Here is a 17,273-nt window from a genome sequence, read left to right on the forward strand (position 1 = left end):
ACCACAAGCTCACGAACGAACCATCACACGATCGAGCTAACGCGACCTCGTGCGCACTCCCCGGCGAGCAGTTACCCACCCCGTGGATCCTCCGGCGGCACCGGACCCGGCGGCTCCGGAGGCGCCGGGGGCACCTGCGGTACCGGCGGCCCGTGGTGGCTCATGGCCGCCGAGACCGCCGTGGCGCCCCGGGGCCTGGGAGCGAGACGTACGGACGTCTCCCGCGCGTACGCGTTCAGATAGCCCACGACGGTGTTCGTCACCGCGACCAGCGGTACGGCGACCACCGCACCGCCGATCCCGGCCACCATCCCGCCGGTCGCGACCGCCAGTACCACCGCGAGCGGATGGACGCGCACCGCGCGTCCCAGGATGAACGGCTGGAGGATGTGGCCCTCTATCTGCTGCACCGCCAGGACCACCACCAGCGTCATGACCGCCGTGAACACGCCCTGGGTGACCAGCGCGACGACCACGGCCAGCGCCCCCGACACCACCGCGCCGACGAGCGGGATGAAGGAGAACAGGAAGATGAAGACGGCGAGCGGCACCGCCATCGGCACGTTCAGGAAGTAGATGCCGAGACCGATGAAGATCGCGTCGATCAGCGCCACCACCACCGTGCCGCGCACATACGCCGTCAGCGTCCGCCAGGCGGCCGGCCCCGCCCCGGCGACACCCGGGCGGGCGGCGGCGGGCACCAGCTTCAGCGTCCACTCCCAGATGCGCTTGCCGTCGTAGAGCAGGAAGAGCGTCGAGAAGACCGCGAGCAGGATGCCGGTGAGCGCCTCGACGACGACCGTCACGCCCTCCAGGCCCGCCGAGGTGATCTGCTCGGTGTTGGCGCCGACCGCCTCACGCAGGTTCTTGGCGATCTCGTTGATCTGCTTGTCGGTGACGTGGAAGGGGCTGTTGAGCAGCCAGTTGCGCAGCTCGTCGATGCCGTCCTGGATCTGGTCGGAGAGGGTGTCGATGTTCTCCATGACCTGCCAGGTCACGAACCAGCCGATGAGGCCGATGACGACGAACCCGAACAGCGCGGTCAGCGCCGTGGCCGGGCCGCGCGGCAGCCCGAGCTGCCGCAGCCAGGCCACCGTCGGCTGCAGCAGCGCCGTGATCAGCAGCGCGGCGACGAAGGCCAGCACCACCAGTTGGACGGCGCCGATGACCCGCATGAGCACCCAGACCGTGCCCGCGAGCACCAGCAGGCGCCAGCCGGCCTCGGCGGCGACCCGTACGCCCCACGGCACGGCCTGGGCGGGGTCGGGACGGGAGGGAACGACAGGAGCCGGAGGGACAGCGTGTCCGGAATCGGCTGCGGGGGTGTGGCCGCCGGGCAGCGCGGGGGCCCGGTCGGCGGGTGCGGCGGCCGGTCCGGCCGGCTCGGTCGTCTCGGCGTGCCCCGGAGTGTCCCGGCTCTCCCGTTCCATCTCGGCGCGGCGCTCTTCCAGCCGCCTGCTCGCTTCGGTCAGTCGGGTTCCGACCCGGCCGAGCCATCCTGGCACTCGTGACATGAACCGTCCCCTGCCCCCGTTGCGCACCACCACTCCCCCTGGAGTCGTCGCACCGACCGTACAGGGCGAGAGCCCCACACCTTGAGGACGGTGTGGGGCTCTGCCGAGGTTGAGCGGGACCGCGGGACGGCGGGTCCGGCACGATCCGGAAGGATCTCAGTACCAGTGGTTGGCCTGCCAGAACGACCAGGCGCCGCAGGGGCTGTCGTAGCGGTCGTTCATGTAGTTGAGGCCCCACTTGATCTGGGTGGCCGGGTTGGTCTGCCAGTCGGCGCCGGCCGAGGACATCTTGGAGGCCGGCAGCGCCTGGACGAGACCGTAGGCGCCGGAGGAGGGGTTCATGGCCTTGTAGTTCCAGGTGGACTCGCGCTGCACGATGTTGCTGAAGCACTGGAACTGGTCGGCCGGAATCATCTGCCGGGCCATCGCCTGGACCTGGGCGACGGTGTACGAGCTCTGGACCGCGAAGTCGGAGGCGGAGGCGGACGCCGTCTTGGAACGGCTGGCGGCCTTCTCGGCCTCCGCGCGCTCCTTGGCCTCCTTGGCGGCCTGGGCCTCCTTGGCCGCCTGATCGGCGGCTTCCTTCTTCTTGGCGATCGCGGTCTCGGCGGCGGCCTTGCGGGCTGCCTCCTCCGCGTCCTTCTTGGCACTCGTGTCCGCGGCGATGGCCATGGTTTCGGCCTGCTGCGTCAGGGATGCGGTCTGCACCTGGACCTGCTGGCCCGCGGGGATGTCCGCGAGCAGCGTGGCGCCGGCTGCCGTCGCTTCGAGGTCGTCGTTGGTCTGCGCGGTACTGCCCGACGCAACACCGACAACGCTTCCGACAGCGGTGACCGCCGTGGCCGAGGCCACTGCGAATCCCCGGACCGAAATCCGGCTCACACGGTTTCCTTCCAGCATCGACCGCTTCGGTGACCCTCGCGGACGCAATCGTGCCCCCTGGCACTGGCCTCCCCAACTCGGGTCACGGAAGGCACGGGCCCGACGGGCAACTCCCGAACGGGAGCGCCGTGTGGTGCTCGGGCGGCATACGACGACGCTATGCAGTTGGCGCTGGTGCCTGTGTGGCGTCTCACCGCTGGGGGTGAGACTGTGTCGCATGCGGGGCCTGACAGGAGTGAGACTCTGCCGTAATCCGGAGGCGCGAGGCAATTCCATCGCGCGTGTGAAAGCTCACATCTCGTTTGCCCTTGGAGATTCCCGGAAAGCCGCACGCGCGCCGACGCCGCCCGGCTAGGCTCTTCGCCTTTCCGGACGGCGTCAACTGCCGTGCTGTCGGACCCTGTTCGGAGACGGGGCCAAAAAGGTCCAGCCACCCCACAGGGTCTTTTGAAGAACTCTCCCGGCCTATCGGACCAAGGGGAGCGACAGGCCGCGACGTGCCCCATACAACCCGTACGGCCCATCGGGGTCGAATCGGGTGCATATCGGGAGTGGACGTGTCAGAGCTGTCCTTCCTCCAGCATCTCGGTCACCAGGGCGGCGATCTGGGACCTCTCGGACCGGTTCAGGGTCACGTGCGCGAAGAGCGGATGTCCCTTCAGCTTCTCGACGACGGCGACCACACCGTCGTACCGGCCCACCCGGAGGTTGTCCCGCTGGGCGACGTCGTGGGTCAGGACGACCCGCGAATTGGCGCCGATCCGGGACAGCACGGTCAGCAGTACGTTCCGTTCCAGTGACTGCGCCTCGTCGACGATCACGAACGCGTCGTGCAGCGAGCGGCCCCGGATGTGCGTGAGCGGCAGGACCTCCAGCATGCCGCGCGCGGTGACCTCCTCGATGACCTCGCGGCTGGTGACCGCGGACAGCGTGTCGAAGACGGCCTGCGCCCAGGGGCTCATCTTCTCGGCCTCGCTGCCGGGCAGATAGCCGAGCTCCTGCCCGCCCACCGCGTACAGCGGGCGGAAGACCATCACCTTCTGGTGCTGCCGGCGCTCCAGCACCGCCTCCAGTCCCGCGCACAGCGCCAGCGCCGACTTGCCGGTGCCGGCCCGGCCGCCCAGGGACAGGATTCCCACGTCCGGGTCGAGCAGCAGGTCGAGCGCGATCCGCTGCTCGGCGCTCCTGCCCTTGATGCCGAACGCCTCCCGGTCGCCGCGCACCAGACGGACGTTTCCCTCGGGCGTGACCCGGCCGAGGGCCTTGCCGCGCTCGGAGTGGATGGTCAGCCCCGTGTGCACGGGCAGGTCGGCCGCTTCGGGCACGTGGATGTGCCCCTCCTCGAAGAGGATGTCCACCTGCTCGGCGGCCAGGTTCAGTTCGGACATCCCGGTCCAGCCGGAGGCGTCCGTGACGGCGAGCTCCGCACGGTACTCCTCGGCGAGGAGACCCACGGAGGACGCCTTGATCCTGAGCGGGAGGTCCTTCGACACCACGGTGACGTCGAATCCCTCGGCCTGCAGATTGCGGGCGACCGCGAGGATGCGGGAGTCGTTGTCCCCCAGGCGGTAGCCACTGGGCAGCACGCTGGGGTCCGAGTGGTTGAGCTCGACACGCAGGGTTCCGCCGAGGTCCCCGATCGGGAGGGGAGCGTCGAGACGGCCGTACCGCACCCGGTAGTCGTCGAGCAGGCGCAGCGCCTGCCGGGCGAAGTAGCCGAGTTCGGGATGGTTCCGCTTGGCCTCCAACTCCGTCACCACGACGACGGGAAGCACGACCTCGTGCTCGTCGAAGCGGCTCAGGGCGTTGGGGTCGGCCAGCAGAACGCTGGTGTCGATGACATAGGTGCGCCGGTCGGGCTTGTGGCGCTGTGTGCTGGTCACCACGGAAGGACGTACCCCCTCGGAAGAGGTCGGGGAGCGACGGAGCGGAGCTGGACCGGTCGACGGCGCCGATGCACGGGCCGAGAACCGGCCCCCCGCTGCTTCGTCCGTGCCGTGACCGCACGGTCGGGCTGGTGCAAAGGGCCTCCCGGGCGGACGGCCCCGGGCCGCCCGCTGAGATCCGACACCCGTGGTTCGGGTGTCGACCTGTCTGAGTTATGCCCTCTAACAATCGCCGTCATGCCAGACCGTACGGCGGCGCCCCGATGAACTCCCCGTTACGCGGGGACGGCCTCAGCCGCCGAAACGCCGGTGACGAGCGGCGTAGTCGCGCAGGGCCCGCAGAAAGTCGACCTTGCGGAAGGCCGGCCAGAAGACCTCGCAGAAGTAGTACTCCGCGTGAGCGGTCTGCCAAAGCATGAATCCGGACAACCGCTGTTCACCACTCGTACGGATGACGAGGTCCGGGTCGGGCTGGGCCTTGGTGTACAGGTGACGCCCGATCATGTCGACGTCGACGGCCTCGGCGAGCTCCTCCATCGAGGTGCCCTTCTCGTGGGCCTCGAGCATCATGGAGCGCACCGCGTCGGCGATCTCCTGGCGACCGCCGTACCCGATGGCGACGTTGACCACTATGCCGTCGACCTGCGCGGTGGCCTCCTCGGCCCCCTTGAGCGTGGCCTGCATCGCGGGCGGCAGCAGGTCCGGCGTGCCGACATGGTGCACCTGCCAGCGGCCGTCGGCGGCGAGGGTGCGGACGACGTCCTCGATGATGCCGAGGAGCGGGACGAGTTCGTCCTCCGGCCGGTCGAAGTTGTCCGTCGACAGCAGCCAGAGCGTGACGACCTCGACGTCGGTCTCGGTGCACCAGCCGAGGAACTCCCCGATCTTGTCCGCGCCGGCCCGGTGGCCGTGGACGGTGCTGGAGCCGGAGGCCTTCGCCCAACGGCGGTTGCCATCCATGATGACGCCGATGTGCTTGGGCACCTGAGCGGGGTCCAGGTGGCCTTCCACCCGGCGTGCGTACAACCTGACCAGTAGGCCGCGCAGCTTGTCGCGCAGGTTCACGTGATCGTCAGCCCCTCCGTACGGATCGGACAGGAGCGGCACCCGCAGCGATCCACGGCATGCGGCACGCTCTCGGCCGCGGGCGAATCCTGTCCCTCTGGCAGCCCCCGGACGCGAAGCCTACCCCCGTAGGGGGAGGGCCCAGAAAAACGGGCCGGTCCGTGGGGGGGATACGGACCGGCCCGAGGGGGGGTTTCCACCATAACCCTTCGTGAGTGATGCTGCGCGCATCGGCGGGCAACAACTACTCTCCGAAACCACCCGGCGACGCCCCGACGGCTATGGAATCCCGCATTCCGGGCAGGTCGGCGGCCGAAATGAAGCCGTTTCGCCGGGAAGAAACGGGTGATACGCGGACATCGAGCCCGGCGTGGCGCGGCCCCACCCGCGACCGACCCCACCACACCCACCCTTCCGGCCGTCCCTCCCACGGGTGACCCCACCGGGAACGCCCACTTGACCCCGCCTCCATGACGGAGCGGCGGGACGGAGGAGTGGACGGCGCCGAAGGTGCTGGAGACGCTGAAGGTGAGGGAGGGGCCGCGCAGTCCCCTCCACTGCGCGCTCTCCTCCCGCGCAGCTTTGCCCACGCGAATGTCGGCAACGTGAACACAGTCCGGCCGACGGCCCACAACCGAACCACACGGTGTCGGCCGGAGCCCTGGGTCACAGTCCGCAGGAGCCGCGGTCGAGGTGGAAGTACCGGGCGTTGGCCCAGCGGCACAGCCCGATACCGACGGCGACGCCGACGAGGGTGACCAGGGCGGGCAGGTATCCGCTGGCGACCTGGACGATCGGGATCGCCGGGCAGCCACCCGAGATCGCCCAGCCCGTACCGAACAACACCGCGCCGGGGATCACACCGGCGTGGATGCGCCCCGGGGTGCGGCGGACCCGCAGCAGAGCGAACACGCACACGATGATCCCGACGGCGCCCGCGAAGGAGAAGAACATGCGCAGGTCCTGGAAGGTGAACATGCGGTTCAGCTCGGCGTAGTCACCGAAGCCGATGTTGGTGACGGTGAAGCCGAGGGCCAGTCCGGTGATGATGTTGGCCAGCAGGATCGTGCCCCGGGTGCGCATCAGATCACCTTCCACAGGAGGAACGACACCGCGACGGCGGTGCCGAAGAAGACAGCGGTCGCCACGATGCTGACCGGGCGCAGACGGCCGCAGCCGCTGAGTCCGTGGCCGGAGCTGCACCCGCCGGCCAGTCGGGTGCCGAAGCCGACCAGCACGCCGCCCAGGAACAGCAGGCCGATCATGGCAGCCGGGTCGGCGGTGACCAGGTCCTTGAAACCCGGGCCCATGTCGAAGCGGAGCTGGAACCGTCCGGAGGCGACCGCGGCAATCAGTCCGCCGAGGAAAATCGACACCAGCAGGGCGGCCTGGGTGACCAGCGGGACCGGACGCAGGCTCGCGGCCGACGGGCTCTCACTCGGCGTCGGCTCGCTGTCCGACTCGAGCGGCTGCGGCTTCCCGTACGCGACCGGCGGCGAGGTGGTCACGCCGGAGCCGGAACCGGAACCGGGGCGGGTACCGAAGTGCTCCGCGGTGGCTGCGGCGAGCGCGTCGGCGAGAGCTCGATCGTCGGCGAACTCCTCGTCCATCCGCTCGATGCGGCGTTCGCTGCGCCAGTGCAACACGCGGTCCCACGCCGACGACACCCCGAAGGACCGGTCGGTGAGGAGGGTGTAGGTGATGGTGACCAGAGCAAGTCCGGCAGCGCCTGCCCACCAGGGCCAGTAGGTGCTCATGCGGGGCCTCTCATCCAGTCGGCGAACCGGGCCCACCAGCCGCGCTTCGGGCGGGTGGCTCTCCGCGTGTGCCGAACGACGTGCTCCGGTGGGTGGGGCGTCCGTGCGCGTGGTGACGGTTGGTCATGCAGGGCGGAGGCCGACGGGGGTACCGGTTCGAACGGGGGCACGCTCCCCGGAGCCGTCGGCGGGGTGTGCCGGGGGGCCTGGCTCGGGGTCGTCATGCCGGGCTCGTTCGCGTCGGCCACGGGTTCGAGATGCCGTGCACGGGCTCCATTGGGCAGCAGGCTGATGGGCACGGGCTCGCCGGTGAGTGCCAACTGGTAGCGCGCACAGTCGTGCCACTCGCCCACGCTGTCGCAGTAGTAGTCGCGCCAACCCTGCAAGCTCGCCCTGAGGAGCGGGAACAGGGGACATCCTGCGGCGTGCGAGCAACTCACGTCGCTCCCTCCTGACCGGCACGCAGCGCCCGTTCGGGGTGGGCGGTTGCCGTTCTCGGTGTTTGTCCTGGCTGCGCTCGGTCGACGATCTCAAAGAATCAAGAATGCAGGCGCAGCGCCATACTTCGACTTTCCGTCGCCACGTTCAGGCGCGATGCAACCACTGTTCCGGCATCATGGGCAACTTCAGGAAGCTTTTCCCGCAGACCAGTTGACAGCACACGGCCAGTTGCGCGAAGCGACCAATACTCTCGCCCCTCTCTCTTGTCCGGACATTCGGGGGCATCGGCGAGGTCATTTGGATCACTATTCGGCCCGACAATCGCACTCCCGTCGAAGAAATTCGGCCACTTATGGAGAGGCTGCAAACACTGAAGTCATTTATGGCGCATGTGTGAATGTCTCAGTCGGCCATCGTGACCGCCGGGGCGGCCCCGGCCGTCCCCCCGTCCCGCACGTGCTCAGGAGCTGACTTCCGAGGCCTGGCGGGAATAGGTTCGGTGCGGACGGTTGATCGTTCGGTGGTGGAGCGAAGGGGCGGGGTGGGTCGGTGATGGCGCGCTGGCATGACGGGCGTGGGGAGTTGGTCGTCCCCGGCGACGACGACCGGCCTGCCGTACGCGTGCCGCTGGAGATCGCCGGCTCCTATCGGGCGCGCACCAAGGGACTGTTGGGGCGGGATGCCCTCGACGGCGCGCTGCTCCTCTCCCCCGCCAACAGCATCCACACCTTCCGTATGCGCATGCCCATCGACGTCGCCTACCTCGACCGGCGTCTTTGCGTCATCGCCGTGCGCACCATGCCGCCGGGGCGGCTCGGGCTGCCGAGGGTCCGGGCGCGGCACGTCGTCGAGGCCGAGGCGGGGGCGATGGCGGGGTGGGGGTTGCGCGCCGGAGTGCAGGTGACGGTGTCGCCGGACGCCGGCGGGGGTGGTGACGGCGGGCGCCTCTAGGGCTCCCCGGCCGCGTACGCCCGCGCCCCCGCCCTGGGGAGCACCGCCCACATACGGGTTCCTCCGCCCGGTTCCCTCGCGTCCCCGAAGCCCCAGTCACCGGAGCACGCCTTGACCACGCAGGCGAGTACCCGCAGTGCGGCTCGTCGACGTGCGTCGCAGGCCGCGGCCAGTCGGGGGTGCGTGTGGCGGGGGTGGGCGTCGTAGAGGACCACGCGGAGGGTGCCGTCCCGGTAGCGGAGGGAGAGGTACACCTCGGCGGCGGGCGCCAACCGGCATGAGCACGCGGCCAGTTCACCGACCACCTGGACCGCCGCGTCCATGACGTCGGCCAGGCCGTGGGCCCGCAGGATCGTCCGGGTCGCGGCACGGGCGATCGCGGGGCTCTGCGGCGCGGCGGGGAGCGTGAAGCTGTAGGCGAGGGCGTCGGGAGACGGCGGGGCGGTCGGTCGGTCGGCGGTGGCCTCGACCGGGCAGAGGGATGTGGATTTGTGCATGGCAACTCCCTGGAAAGGACGGTTGGTTCGGCTCCGTCCGGTGGCTTGTCTCCCTGACGCGGACACACCCCTCCCAGGGCAGGAGGGCACGGGTGGGCTCGCGTGATGCACTTCCGGACCGCACGGATCGTGCGTGATCCATCACTGAATGTAGGAGATGAGGGGTCACCGTGTCCAAACAAATCGCTAATTACCCCCCTTCAGTTGGACCTTGGGTGTCGTTCGGCGGCAGACTGAGGCCGACACACCTGGAGAAGGGGCGGCATGGCGACCAGGAGCACGCCGACGGAGCGGCAGAAGCGGCTTGGTGTCGAATTGCGCAAGATGCGGCTGGCTGCCGGCGTCACCACCGAGTACGCCGCAGGCCTGCTCGGCATCGACCGGACCCGCTTGTCCAACATGGAGTCGGGCATCCGGCCTTTCTCGGCCGACCGCATCCGCACGCTCGCCTGCAATTACGCATGTGACGACGAGGGGTACATCAACGCGCTGGTCGCGATGTGCGAGCAACGCAAGCGCGGCTGGTGGGAGCACTATCGGGGCCAGCTCCCACAGGGCCTGCTGGACGTCGCGGAATTGGAGTGGTTCGCCACACGGCTGCACAGCCTGCAAACCGTGCATGTTCCCGGGCTGCTGCAGTTGAGCGGGTACGCTCGGGCCGTTTTCGACTCCGCTCTGCCGCCGCTGCCCAGATCAGAGGTCGAGCTGCGGGTGGCACTGCGCATGCAGCGTCAGAAGGTCCTGGAGCAGGAAACCGCGGTCGAATACGTGGCCTACGTGCACGAGTCCGCTCTGCGTATGCAGTTCGGCGGACGACGAACCATGCGGGAGCAGTTGGAGCACCTGTGCGACATCTCGGAACGCAGCAACGTCGACGTGCGCGTGCTTCCTGTTGACGCAGGCGCTTTCCCGGGAGCGGGACACGCGGTTCTGTACGCCCACGGCGTGGTTCCCCAGTTGGACACCGTGCAGTTGGACTCCGCTCATGGTGGCGAGTTCACACACGCCGATGCGCAGCTCACCAAGTACCGTGCCCACATGGACTGGTGGCACGACAGATCACTGGATCCGCAGGGCTCCCGAGACCTCATCCACTCCATCATCCGCCAACTCTGAGGAGTCGCCGCCATGGCTGCCATCAGCTGGGAAGAGCCGTACTGCGCGGAGGGAAACAACTGTTTCCGCATAGGCACCGACAGCGAGGGCAACGCCTACATCGCCGTCGCCGGCCAGGAGGACCAGCCCCTCACCGACACCCGGGAAGCCCTCCGCAACCTCATCCTGGAAATCAAGGCAGGCAAGGCGGACCACCTGCTGTGAGCCGTAAGGCGGCGAATCATCGAAGAGGGGCGTCCGATGCCCGTCAGATCCCGCACGAGTAGGGGTGCGGTACCGCTGGAAAGGCCGGCCTTCGAGTCCGAGCTGCGATGGTGTCCTTGCGGGTGGCGCACGGGATCTGAAGGTGGTGTCGCAGGTCGGGGCCGGTCGTGCTGCCCGGCGGGCGACGTTCCGCGACCGCTCGGTGGGGCGGCGGCCTCGACATGGGTGCTGCCGGGACACTCCCCCACGCGCGGGGAGGACACACCGTCCCGAAGTCGTGAGCACTTCGGCCGCTACTGTCCTGATACCGCTCATCTGAGCGCTTAAGTGACACATGCCCACCGACTGCTCACGGTTTTCGGCAAGGCACCCGTCTCCGGCTCCGCAGCCCCGGGGCCGCGGAGATCCCCTGCGCCCCCGGCAGAACACCATCCGAGCTGCCCCCGAGCAGGGCCCGGGGGGTGGTGTTCCAGCTGGGTCTCGGGTCGTCAGCTCTCCGTGCGGGGGAAGGAGATCTCGACCCTGCGGTTCTTCTTGCGGCCGGCCTCGGTGGAGTTGTCGGCGATCGGGTACTGCTCGCCGTAGCCGCGCACCTCGTAGGTGACGCCGGGGTCGTTCAGCTCCTGGCCCAGGACGGTGTGCACGGCGTTCGCGCGTTTACGGGACAGGACGTCGCCGTGGGCCGAGGAGCCCAGGTTGTCCGTGAAGCCGAAGACGCGGATCTTCGTGGCGTTCTGCTTCTTGATCTCTTCGGCGATCGTGCCGATACGGGACTTCGCCTGCGCGCTGAGCTTCGCGCTGTCCTTGCCGAACAGCACCTCGGCCTGCAGCGCGAACGTCACCTCCGTGTTGGTGTCCTCCCGTCGCTCGTCACCGCTCTGCTCCTCGACGACCTGCTTGATGTCGAGCACCTTCGGTTCGGCGAGGGTGGCACCGTCGGGGAGCTTCAGGTCGGGATCGTTGGGGTCAAGCTCGACCGGGGCGGAGGCGGTGGCCTCGGTGCCCGGGGGGACGCTGGGACCGTCGTCGGGATACGCAGCCACATCATTGACACTCATGGCAAGCAGGACCACAAAGGCCGTCGTGACAAACCGCTTTCCCGTCACGGAACGTGAGATTCGAGACGTGGTCATTCGAGCATCACCCGGTGATCTCGATGACACCAGCAGAGAACATGGGCAGCTGGAACGTCAACTCGGTCGTCTCCGCAGGCGGTGCGGGGAATTGCATGAAGACGGGCAAAGAATCGCCTGGCTTCAGATTGGGAAAATTGGTCGTCGTGAGCGGACGTCCGTCCGTGTCCCGCAACACGTAGTAGCGCTTCTTTCCCTTGGAGTCCACCAGGGTGGCACCACCAAGAGACCTTCCATTCCTGATGATCTCTGTCTCATTGCCGCTTACCTGCGCAGGGACAACGGACACCTCACTCGCATCGTTCTTCAAGTCACCGCTCACAGTCAGGAATCCACCTGAGTCCCGCTGCGCCGCGGTGATCTTGAGCAGCAGACCAGACGGGCCCTTCAACTCGGCCAACGGCTCCGCCGACTTCCCTTCTTGGACACTAGGGCCTGCCCCTTCTTCCTCAGGCGAAGATGCCGAAGCGTTGGGCTTTTCATCGCCGCCTCCCTCGCCACTGCACCCGATAGCCCCTAGAGACAATCCGGTCGCCAGAGTCAGCACGACCACCCCCCTGCGGGCCCTCATTGCGAACCACATACTCACGCCCCTGTTTTCCTATTCAATCGTCGTTCGCTGATCAGTCGGACAGGTGGACATCGAAGAGGTCCTCAGGCTTTGGAAGAAGCTCTTCGGGATCTTCCGGATCCAGCTCCCATTTCCCGTCCGTGCAAGTGAGCAGCGGCAGGGTGCCCTCGGGAGCATCCTCGGCCAGAGGGTCGAAGGTACAGCGAGGATCGATCACCGCAGTGGCTGTTTCCTTCGACTTCATGTTCTCGGTGCCGGGCACAATGGACTCCCCCACGGTGTCGGTCGTCTCGACCTCGACGGTGTAGCCCAGCAACCCGTCCTGCTTGCACCCCTGGACGGCTGCATCATTCCGCGCAGCGAGTTGTTGTGCGCGCCAGCACGAATCGTCGAGTCCTTCCGCAGCGCCGTCGAAGATCGCCTTCCACTTGGTCGGATCCAGGAGGTTTTCGACCCAGGCGCCCGTGAGCTGGTCACGCCTGTCCTGAGCCGCCGCGAGCGCGGCCGCGTCCGCGGCTGTCTGAGCACCGTTCCTGTGGGCCGCTGCCTGCCCGACCGCCAAGTACGCGAACGCGAGAAAGAGCAGACCCGCTACCACCGTGATGTAGATGGGGAAGGCCTGCCCTGCGTCGCCGTACCTACGGGGCCGCGTCAACCGGTCACTTCTGCGATCTTTGCCGTGATCGCCGTGTAAATCGACTGCCCGATGTCCGTCCCCGTGATCGCCAGCACGATTGCCACCACCACCGCGATGATGCCCAGGTACTCCACCGCCGTCTGGCCCCTGTCGTTGCGGGTGGTGCGGGAGTGGAGGTAGGTGATCGTGGTGTTGATCCAGTTGCTCATGGTGTTCCCCTCCGGCTGACGCGGTTGCGGCTTGCTTCAGGGTGCCGCAGTCGATGTCAGCAACGTACGGCGAGTTTTCCGGTTCGCCAGAGGGCCCCAGGGCCCATTTCCAGGCCCAGTTAGCGGTCCGCCGCTTCCTCTTCCCTGTTGTCACCGCAGGTCACCCCAGTCCTCGCGTCGAGTCCGGGGCCGTGCCGAGCCACTTCGCGGCGGCTTCGGAACGGCTGGTGCTGTGGAGCTTCGCGAAGATGCGGTTGATGTGGTTCTTGACCGTCTTCTCGCTGATGAAACAGGTGGCGGCGATCTGCTGGTTGTTCATCCCGGATGCGATGTGGTCCATGATCTCCGCCTCCCTTGCGCTCAGTTGGAACCTCGACCTGTCGGGGGCGGCCGGACGACCGCTTGTCCACCCGGACGACGACTGTCCCACACGCGGTTGCAGTTGCGAAAGGTTTTGTGAAGAAATGACGGCGGGAGATGACTGGATCTGTCTCAGTTCGCCTGGTGGTGTGGCGGGTTGATGTTTTGTGTACGGCAACGCGACTACGGAATCTGCGTATGCAGTCGCATCCTTCCGGGCGTCTCCCAGGCCGTCGGGTAACGGTGGACCCGGGGGTGCCTTGCGGAGCTGGGCCAGGAGCGCTCCGGCCGGTGTGGGGGTGAAGTGGGCTCGGCCCTGCCCGATGTCCCGTACGGCTGTGACCAGTTCGTCCGCCGTGAACTCGCCGTGGACCAGGTAACCGCCCGCTCCCCTGCGCAGTGCCTCCTGGACGATCTCCGATTCTCCGCTGTACGTCAGCATCATGACCGGGGCGATGCGTGCCAGGTACGGGAGTGCCGTGATGCCGTCCGTGCCCGGCATGCGGACGTCGAGGAGGATGACGTCGGGGTGGTGGTCCCGGGCGGCCCGGCATGCCGCGTCGCCGTCTGCCGCCTGGGCCACGACCGTCAGCTCCTCGTGGACGGAGAGCAGTGCGGTCAGGCCCGCGCGGACCACCGGGTTGTCGTCGGCGACGAGGATCCGCAGGGCGGTGGGTGAGGGTGCCTTCGGGGCAGGGCTCGGCAGCGTGCTCATGGGGGTGTCGTCCTCGCTGTCGCAGGGGTGGCCGGTGGCGCCGTGGCCGGCAGGGGGAGTTCCAGGCGGACTTCGGTGCCTCGGGGATGGGTGCCGCGGCCGATGCGGATGCGGGCGCCGATCGCGGCCGCGCGCTCGACCATGCCGACCAGGCCGAAGTGGCCCTCCCGGCGGAGTTGTCCGAGGTCCGTGTCCGGGGGCAGGCCGCTGCCGTCGTCGTGGACGCTGATGCGGAGCAGGCCGCCGTGGACGCCCGCGCTCACGTCGACGCGGGTCGGCGCCGCGTGGCGGTGGGCGTTCTCCATCGCCTCTTCGACGATGGTGAGCAGCTGGCGTGCCATGGCGAGGGGAACGGTGGGCGGGTGGTCGCCGGTTCGGCGGAAGGCCGTGGGGAGACCGGTGCGGGTGCTGAAGGTGCGGGTGTGCGTCGCCAGTTCGGCCAGTACGTCCGTGTCCGTGTCCATGCCCGTGTCCGGCTCCGTGCCGGCGGACGGGTGCGGCTCGCGGCGCAGGTCGGTCAGGAGTTCGCGGGACTCGGCGGCGGCGCGGCGGGCCGAGCGGGCGACGAGTTCCGCCTGCTGCCGCACCAGCGCCGCGTCCAGGTGCCCGGCGCTCGCGGAGGCGGCGAGGCCGTCGGCGGCCAGGGCGACGCCGTACAGGGTCTTGGCGACGGAGTCGTGCATCTCGCGGGCCAGGCGGGCGCGTTCCTCGCTGACCGCCTCCGTGGCGGCCAGCCGGGCCCGGACCTCCGTGAGGGCCCGGCTGGCCGTGCCGAAGCGGAGCATGAGGTTGCGGAGGCTGGAGCCGACCGCGCCGGCGAGCACACACGTGCCGGGCAGGAACAGGGTCTCCGTGAGGCCCGCCCGCGGGTCCGCCAGGGTCGCGTAGACCAGGAGCAGGATCAGGCCCTGGAGCGAGGCGAAGACGGCCGCTCCGCGCCAGCCGTAGACCAGGCCGGCGAGGAGCGGGGTGCAGACGCTGACGTAGGCGAGCAGGCTGTCGGGGCCCGCGGAGAGGAGGAGCAGGGCGCCGAAGAGGGTGTCCGCGGCCAGGAGGGTGGGGTGGCGCAGGAGGAGGGGGCCGAAGCGTTCCCAGTCCCGGAACAGGACGTAGGACGCCATGAAGGTGACCACCACGGCGATGCCGACCAGGCGGGTGCCCCAGCCCGGCCCCGCGTTGAGGAGGGCGGCGGGGGCGGCCAGCGCGATCATCGCCAGCCGGAAACCGAACACCTGCCGGCACAGGGCCTGGAGGGCGTTGATCTGGATGTCGATGTCCGGCGCGGGCACGGCGGCAGCCCCGGCCCGGTCCGTGGCGGGGCGGCCGCCGTCGTCCACGGGCGGCACCCGAAGGTGCGGCGCGTCCGCCCGGGGCACGGTGCTCCCGGGCCGCCGCGGGCGGCACCGCAGCGCCTTGCGCGTCGCACGTCCCGTACGTTCCCCGGTCGTCGTCATGGCAGCACCGCGTCCCCGTCCTACTCGCCCGTGATCGAGCCGAAGTCGGTGCCGGAGCCCAGGATCAGGCCCGCGCCGAGGAGGATCATCGTGGCCGGGACCATGAACGTGGTGATCATCATGGTGGCCTTGGGGACGGCGCGGGCGGCCTTGCGACGGGCGTTCTGCGCGTCCGTGCGGCGCATGTCCTTGGCGAGGGCGACCAGGGTCTCCACGATGGGGGCGCCCAGTTCCTCGCCCTGCTGCAGCGCGGTGACGAACATGGCGACCTGCTCGGAGTCGTTGCGGCGGCGGAGCTCCGCGAAGGCCTCGCGGCGGCTCATGCCGAGGTCCATCTGGCGGAGGGTGATGCGCAGTTCGTCCGCCCACGGGCCCTCGTACCTGGTGGCGACCCGGTCCAGGGCCTGGCGGAAGCCGAGGCCCGCGCTGACGACGACGGCGAGGACGTCCAGGAAGTCCGGCAGCGTCCGCTCGATGACGTCGCGGCGGATCCGGATCGCCGACCAGATGCCGACCTCCGTCCAGAACGCGCCGAAGGCGAGCAGCAGCAGCGCGACGAAGAACTGCCCGCGCAGGAGGAAGACCAGGCAGCCGAGGCCGCCGAGGAAGCCGTAGACCGCGCGGCGGGCGGCGTAGCGGTCGATGGTGAGGCCGCCGGGGTTGCCCGCCAGGTCGATCTTCCGGCGGTACCGGGCGACCCGCTGGGGGCCCATGAGGCGCAGGACGGCCGGGGCGTAGCGCATACCCATGCGGTCGACGAGCGAGTCCACCGCGCCGGTGCGGGTGGCGCCGACCTCCAGGGCGAGGACCAGGTCGGCGGGGAGTTTCGCCTCGGCGCGGTACATGCGGAGGCCGGCGAAGACGCCCCAGACGGCGATGGCCATGGCCAGTGCGAGCAGGAGTCCCATGTCAGTCGTTCCCTTCCCGTCCCTCAGACGTCGATGCGGGACAGGCGGCGGATGAGGACGAAGCCGATGGCGTAGAGGCCGAAGGCGACGATCACGGCGCCCTGGCCGACCGGGGAGCCGGTCATGCGCTCCAGTGCGCCGTCCTTCACCCCGTTCATCAGGAACAACGAGCCGACCCCCAGGACGGGAACGGCGTAGGACGTCATGCTGACCTGGGAGAGCTGGGTGCGGACCTCGCGCCGGGTCTCCTTGCGTTCCTCCAGGGTGTCGGTGAGGTTCCGCAGCGCGCCGACCACCTGGCCGCCGGCCCGGTTGGACAGCACCAGCGTGGTGACCAGGACGACCAGTTCGCGGGAGGGGAGCCGCTCGGCGAGTTCGCCCAGGGCGTCGTCCATCGAGGCGCCGAGCGCCAACTGGTTGTCGACCTTGGCCAGTTCCTCGCCGGCCGGTGCCTCCAGCTCCTCCGCCGCCATGCCGATCGCCGTCCGCAGGGCCAGGCCGGCCTGGGTGGCGTTGGCCAGGATGCGGGCCAGTTCGGGGAGTTGGTTGATGAACTTCTCGATCCGTTTCCGGCGCTGCCAGTCGAGGAACTGGAACGCCAGCCAGATGCCGAGGATCCCGGCGAGCGGGCCGAAGAACGGGGCGAGGACGGCCTGGCCGGTGAGGTGGAGGCCCAGGACCAGGGCGAGCATGCAGACGACGAACTCCCCCGGGGTGATGTTCAGGCCGGTCGCCACCAGCCGCAGTTCCAGTTTCCTGCCGAACGCGGTGCGGCGCAGCCTGCGGTCCAGAGTGGGAAAGCGGCGCCCGCGTCCGCCGCCCGGGGCCCGGCCGGTGGCCGCGAGCCGGTCCACCAGCGCCTGCCGCTGTGCCCTGCCCGCGGCGTACAGGTGTACGCCGACGACCGCGAGGACGCAGGTCAGCAGCGCGATGCCGGTGGTCAGCGTGATCAGGTTCTGCAGCTCCATGGCGG

The 17,273-nt window shown here is 69.1% G+C and carries 18 protein-coding genes; 3 read left to right on the plus strand and 15 right to left on the minus strand.

Going from position 1 to position 17,273, the window contains the following annotated elements:
• Window positions 1-71: 71 nt before the first annotated feature.
• The 6 genes from PYS65_RS13230 to PYS65_RS13255 all read right to left on the minus strand — a co-directional run bounded on the left by PYS65_RS13230 (window position 72) and on the right by PYS65_RS13255 (window position 7,104).
• On the minus strand, window positions 72-1,514 hold the full coding sequence (locus tag PYS65_RS13230; RefSeq protein ID WP_279334162.1) for an AI-2E family transporter: 1,443 nt from the start codon (window positions 1,512-1,514) through the stop codon (window positions 72-74).
• 156 nt (window positions 1,515-1,670) lie between these two features.
• Window positions 1,671-2,396, minus strand: coding sequence for an aggregation-promoting factor C-terminal-like domain-containing protein (locus PYS65_RS13235; protein ID WP_279334163.1), 726 nt, complete (start codon window positions 2,394-2,396; stop codon window positions 1,671-1,673).
• Between the two features lie 560 nt (window positions 2,397-2,956).
• Window positions 2,957-4,282, minus strand: coding sequence for an RNA 5'-3' helicase PhoH2 (locus tag PYS65_RS13240; protein WP_279334164.1), 1,326 nt, complete (start codon window positions 4,280-4,282; stop codon window positions 2,957-2,959).
• A 291-nt stretch (window positions 4,283-4,573) separates the two neighbouring features.
• A complete protein-coding gene (locus tag PYS65_RS13245; RefSeq protein WP_279334165.1) occupies window positions 4,574-5,347 on the minus strand; it encodes an isoprenyl transferase in 774 nt (257 codons plus the stop codon).
• A gap of 666 nt (window positions 5,348-6,013) precedes the next feature.
• Window positions 6,014-6,430, minus strand: a complete 417-nt coding sequence (locus tag PYS65_RS13250; RefSeq protein WP_279334166.1) for a YeeE/YedE thiosulfate transporter family protein — start codon at window positions 6,428-6,430, stop codon at window positions 6,014-6,016.
• Window positions 6,430-7,104, minus strand: a complete 675-nt coding sequence (locus tag PYS65_RS13255) for a YeeE/YedE family protein (RefSeq protein WP_279334167.1) — start codon at window positions 7,102-7,104, stop codon at window positions 6,430-6,432. Before PYS65_RS13255 ends, PYS65_RS13250 begins: the two co-directional genes overlap by 1 nt.
• Window positions 7,105-8,097: 993 nt before the next feature.
• On the opposite strand from PYS65_RS13255, the gene PYS65_RS13260 reads away from it, so the two are divergent.
• Window positions 8,098-8,496, plus strand: coding sequence for a DUF192 domain-containing protein (locus PYS65_RS13260; RefSeq protein WP_279334168.1), 399 nt, complete (start codon window positions 8,098-8,100; stop codon window positions 8,494-8,496).
• Here the strand turns inward: PYS65_RS13260 and PYS65_RS13265 are convergent.
• Entirely contained in the window at window positions 8,493-8,993 is a 501-nt protein-coding gene (locus PYS65_RS13265) for an ATP-binding protein (protein WP_279334169.1), read from the minus strand. The genes PYS65_RS13260 and PYS65_RS13265 overlap by 4 nt on opposite strands.
• A 264-nt stretch (window positions 8,994-9,257) precedes the next feature.
• Here PYS65_RS13265 and PYS65_RS13270 point away from each other — a divergent pair, with 264 nt between their 5' ends.
• Both PYS65_RS13270 and PYS65_RS13275 read left to right on the plus strand, forming a co-directional pair.
• Complete coding sequence (locus PYS65_RS13270) at window positions 9,258-10,109, plus strand: helix-turn-helix domain-containing protein (RefSeq protein ID WP_279334170.1); 852 nt, start codon at window positions 9,258-9,260, stop codon at window positions 10,107-10,109.
• Between the two features lie 12 nt (window positions 10,110-10,121).
• Window positions 10,122-10,313 carry a hypothetical protein gene (locus PYS65_RS13275; protein ID WP_279334171.1) on the plus strand — a complete coding sequence of 64 codons (192 nt, stop codon included), beginning with the start codon at window positions 10,122-10,124 and terminating at the stop codon, window positions 10,311-10,313.
• A 488-nt stretch (window positions 10,314-10,801) separates the two neighbouring features.
• Here the strand turns inward: PYS65_RS13275 and PYS65_RS13280 are convergent, their stop codons facing one another.
• The 8 genes from PYS65_RS13280 to PYS65_RS13315 all read right to left on the minus strand — a co-directional run bounded on the left by PYS65_RS13280 (window position 10,802) and on the right by PYS65_RS13315 (window position 17,268).
• Complete coding sequence (locus PYS65_RS13280; RefSeq protein WP_279334172.1) at window positions 10,802-11,371, minus strand: OmpA family protein; 570 nt, start codon at window positions 11,369-11,371, stop codon at window positions 10,802-10,804.
• Window positions 11,372-11,453: 82 nt separating this feature from the next.
• Window positions 11,454-12,035, minus strand: a complete 582-nt coding sequence (locus PYS65_RS13285; RefSeq protein ID WP_279334173.1) for a hypothetical protein — start codon at window positions 12,033-12,035, stop codon at window positions 11,454-11,456.
• Window positions 12,036-12,069: 34 nt separating this feature from the next.
• Window positions 12,070-12,672: a pilus assembly protein TadG-related protein gene (locus tag PYS65_RS13290; RefSeq protein WP_279334174.1), complete on the minus strand. Its 603-nt coding sequence runs from the start codon at window positions 12,670-12,672 to the stop codon at window positions 12,070-12,072.
• Window positions 12,669-12,863, minus strand: coding sequence for a Flp family type IVb pilin (locus PYS65_RS13295; RefSeq protein WP_279334175.1), 195 nt, complete (start codon window positions 12,861-12,863; stop codon window positions 12,669-12,671). The genes PYS65_RS13290 and PYS65_RS13295 overlap by 4 nt, the downstream gene beginning before the upstream one ends.
• A 160-nt stretch (window positions 12,864-13,023) precedes the next feature.
• On the minus strand, window positions 13,024-13,938 hold the full coding sequence (locus PYS65_RS13300; RefSeq protein WP_279334176.1) for a response regulator: 915 nt from the start codon (window positions 13,936-13,938) through the stop codon (window positions 13,024-13,026).
• On the minus strand, window positions 13,935-15,392 hold the full coding sequence (locus tag PYS65_RS13305; protein WP_423836085.1) for a sensor histidine kinase: 1,458 nt from the start codon (window positions 15,390-15,392) through the stop codon (window positions 13,935-13,937). The genes PYS65_RS13300 and PYS65_RS13305 overlap by 4 nt, the downstream gene beginning before the upstream one ends.
• Before the next feature lie 20 nt (window positions 15,393-15,412).
• Complete coding sequence (locus PYS65_RS13310; protein WP_279334177.1) at window positions 15,413-16,300, minus strand: DUF5936 domain-containing protein; 888 nt, start codon at window positions 16,298-16,300, stop codon at window positions 15,413-15,415.
• Window positions 16,301-16,323: 23 nt separating this feature from the next.
• Window positions 16,324-17,268 (minus strand): type II secretion system F family protein, encoded by a 945-nt coding sequence (locus PYS65_RS13315; protein ID WP_279334178.1) that lies wholly within the window; start codon window positions 17,266-17,268, stop codon window positions 16,324-16,326.
• Window positions 17,269-17,273 lie beyond the last annotated feature (5 nt).

It is taken from the genome of Streptomyces cathayae (assembly GCF_029760955.1).
Classification (GTDB): Bacteria; Actinomycetota; Actinomycetes; order Streptomycetales; family Streptomycetaceae; genus Streptomyces; species Streptomyces cathayae.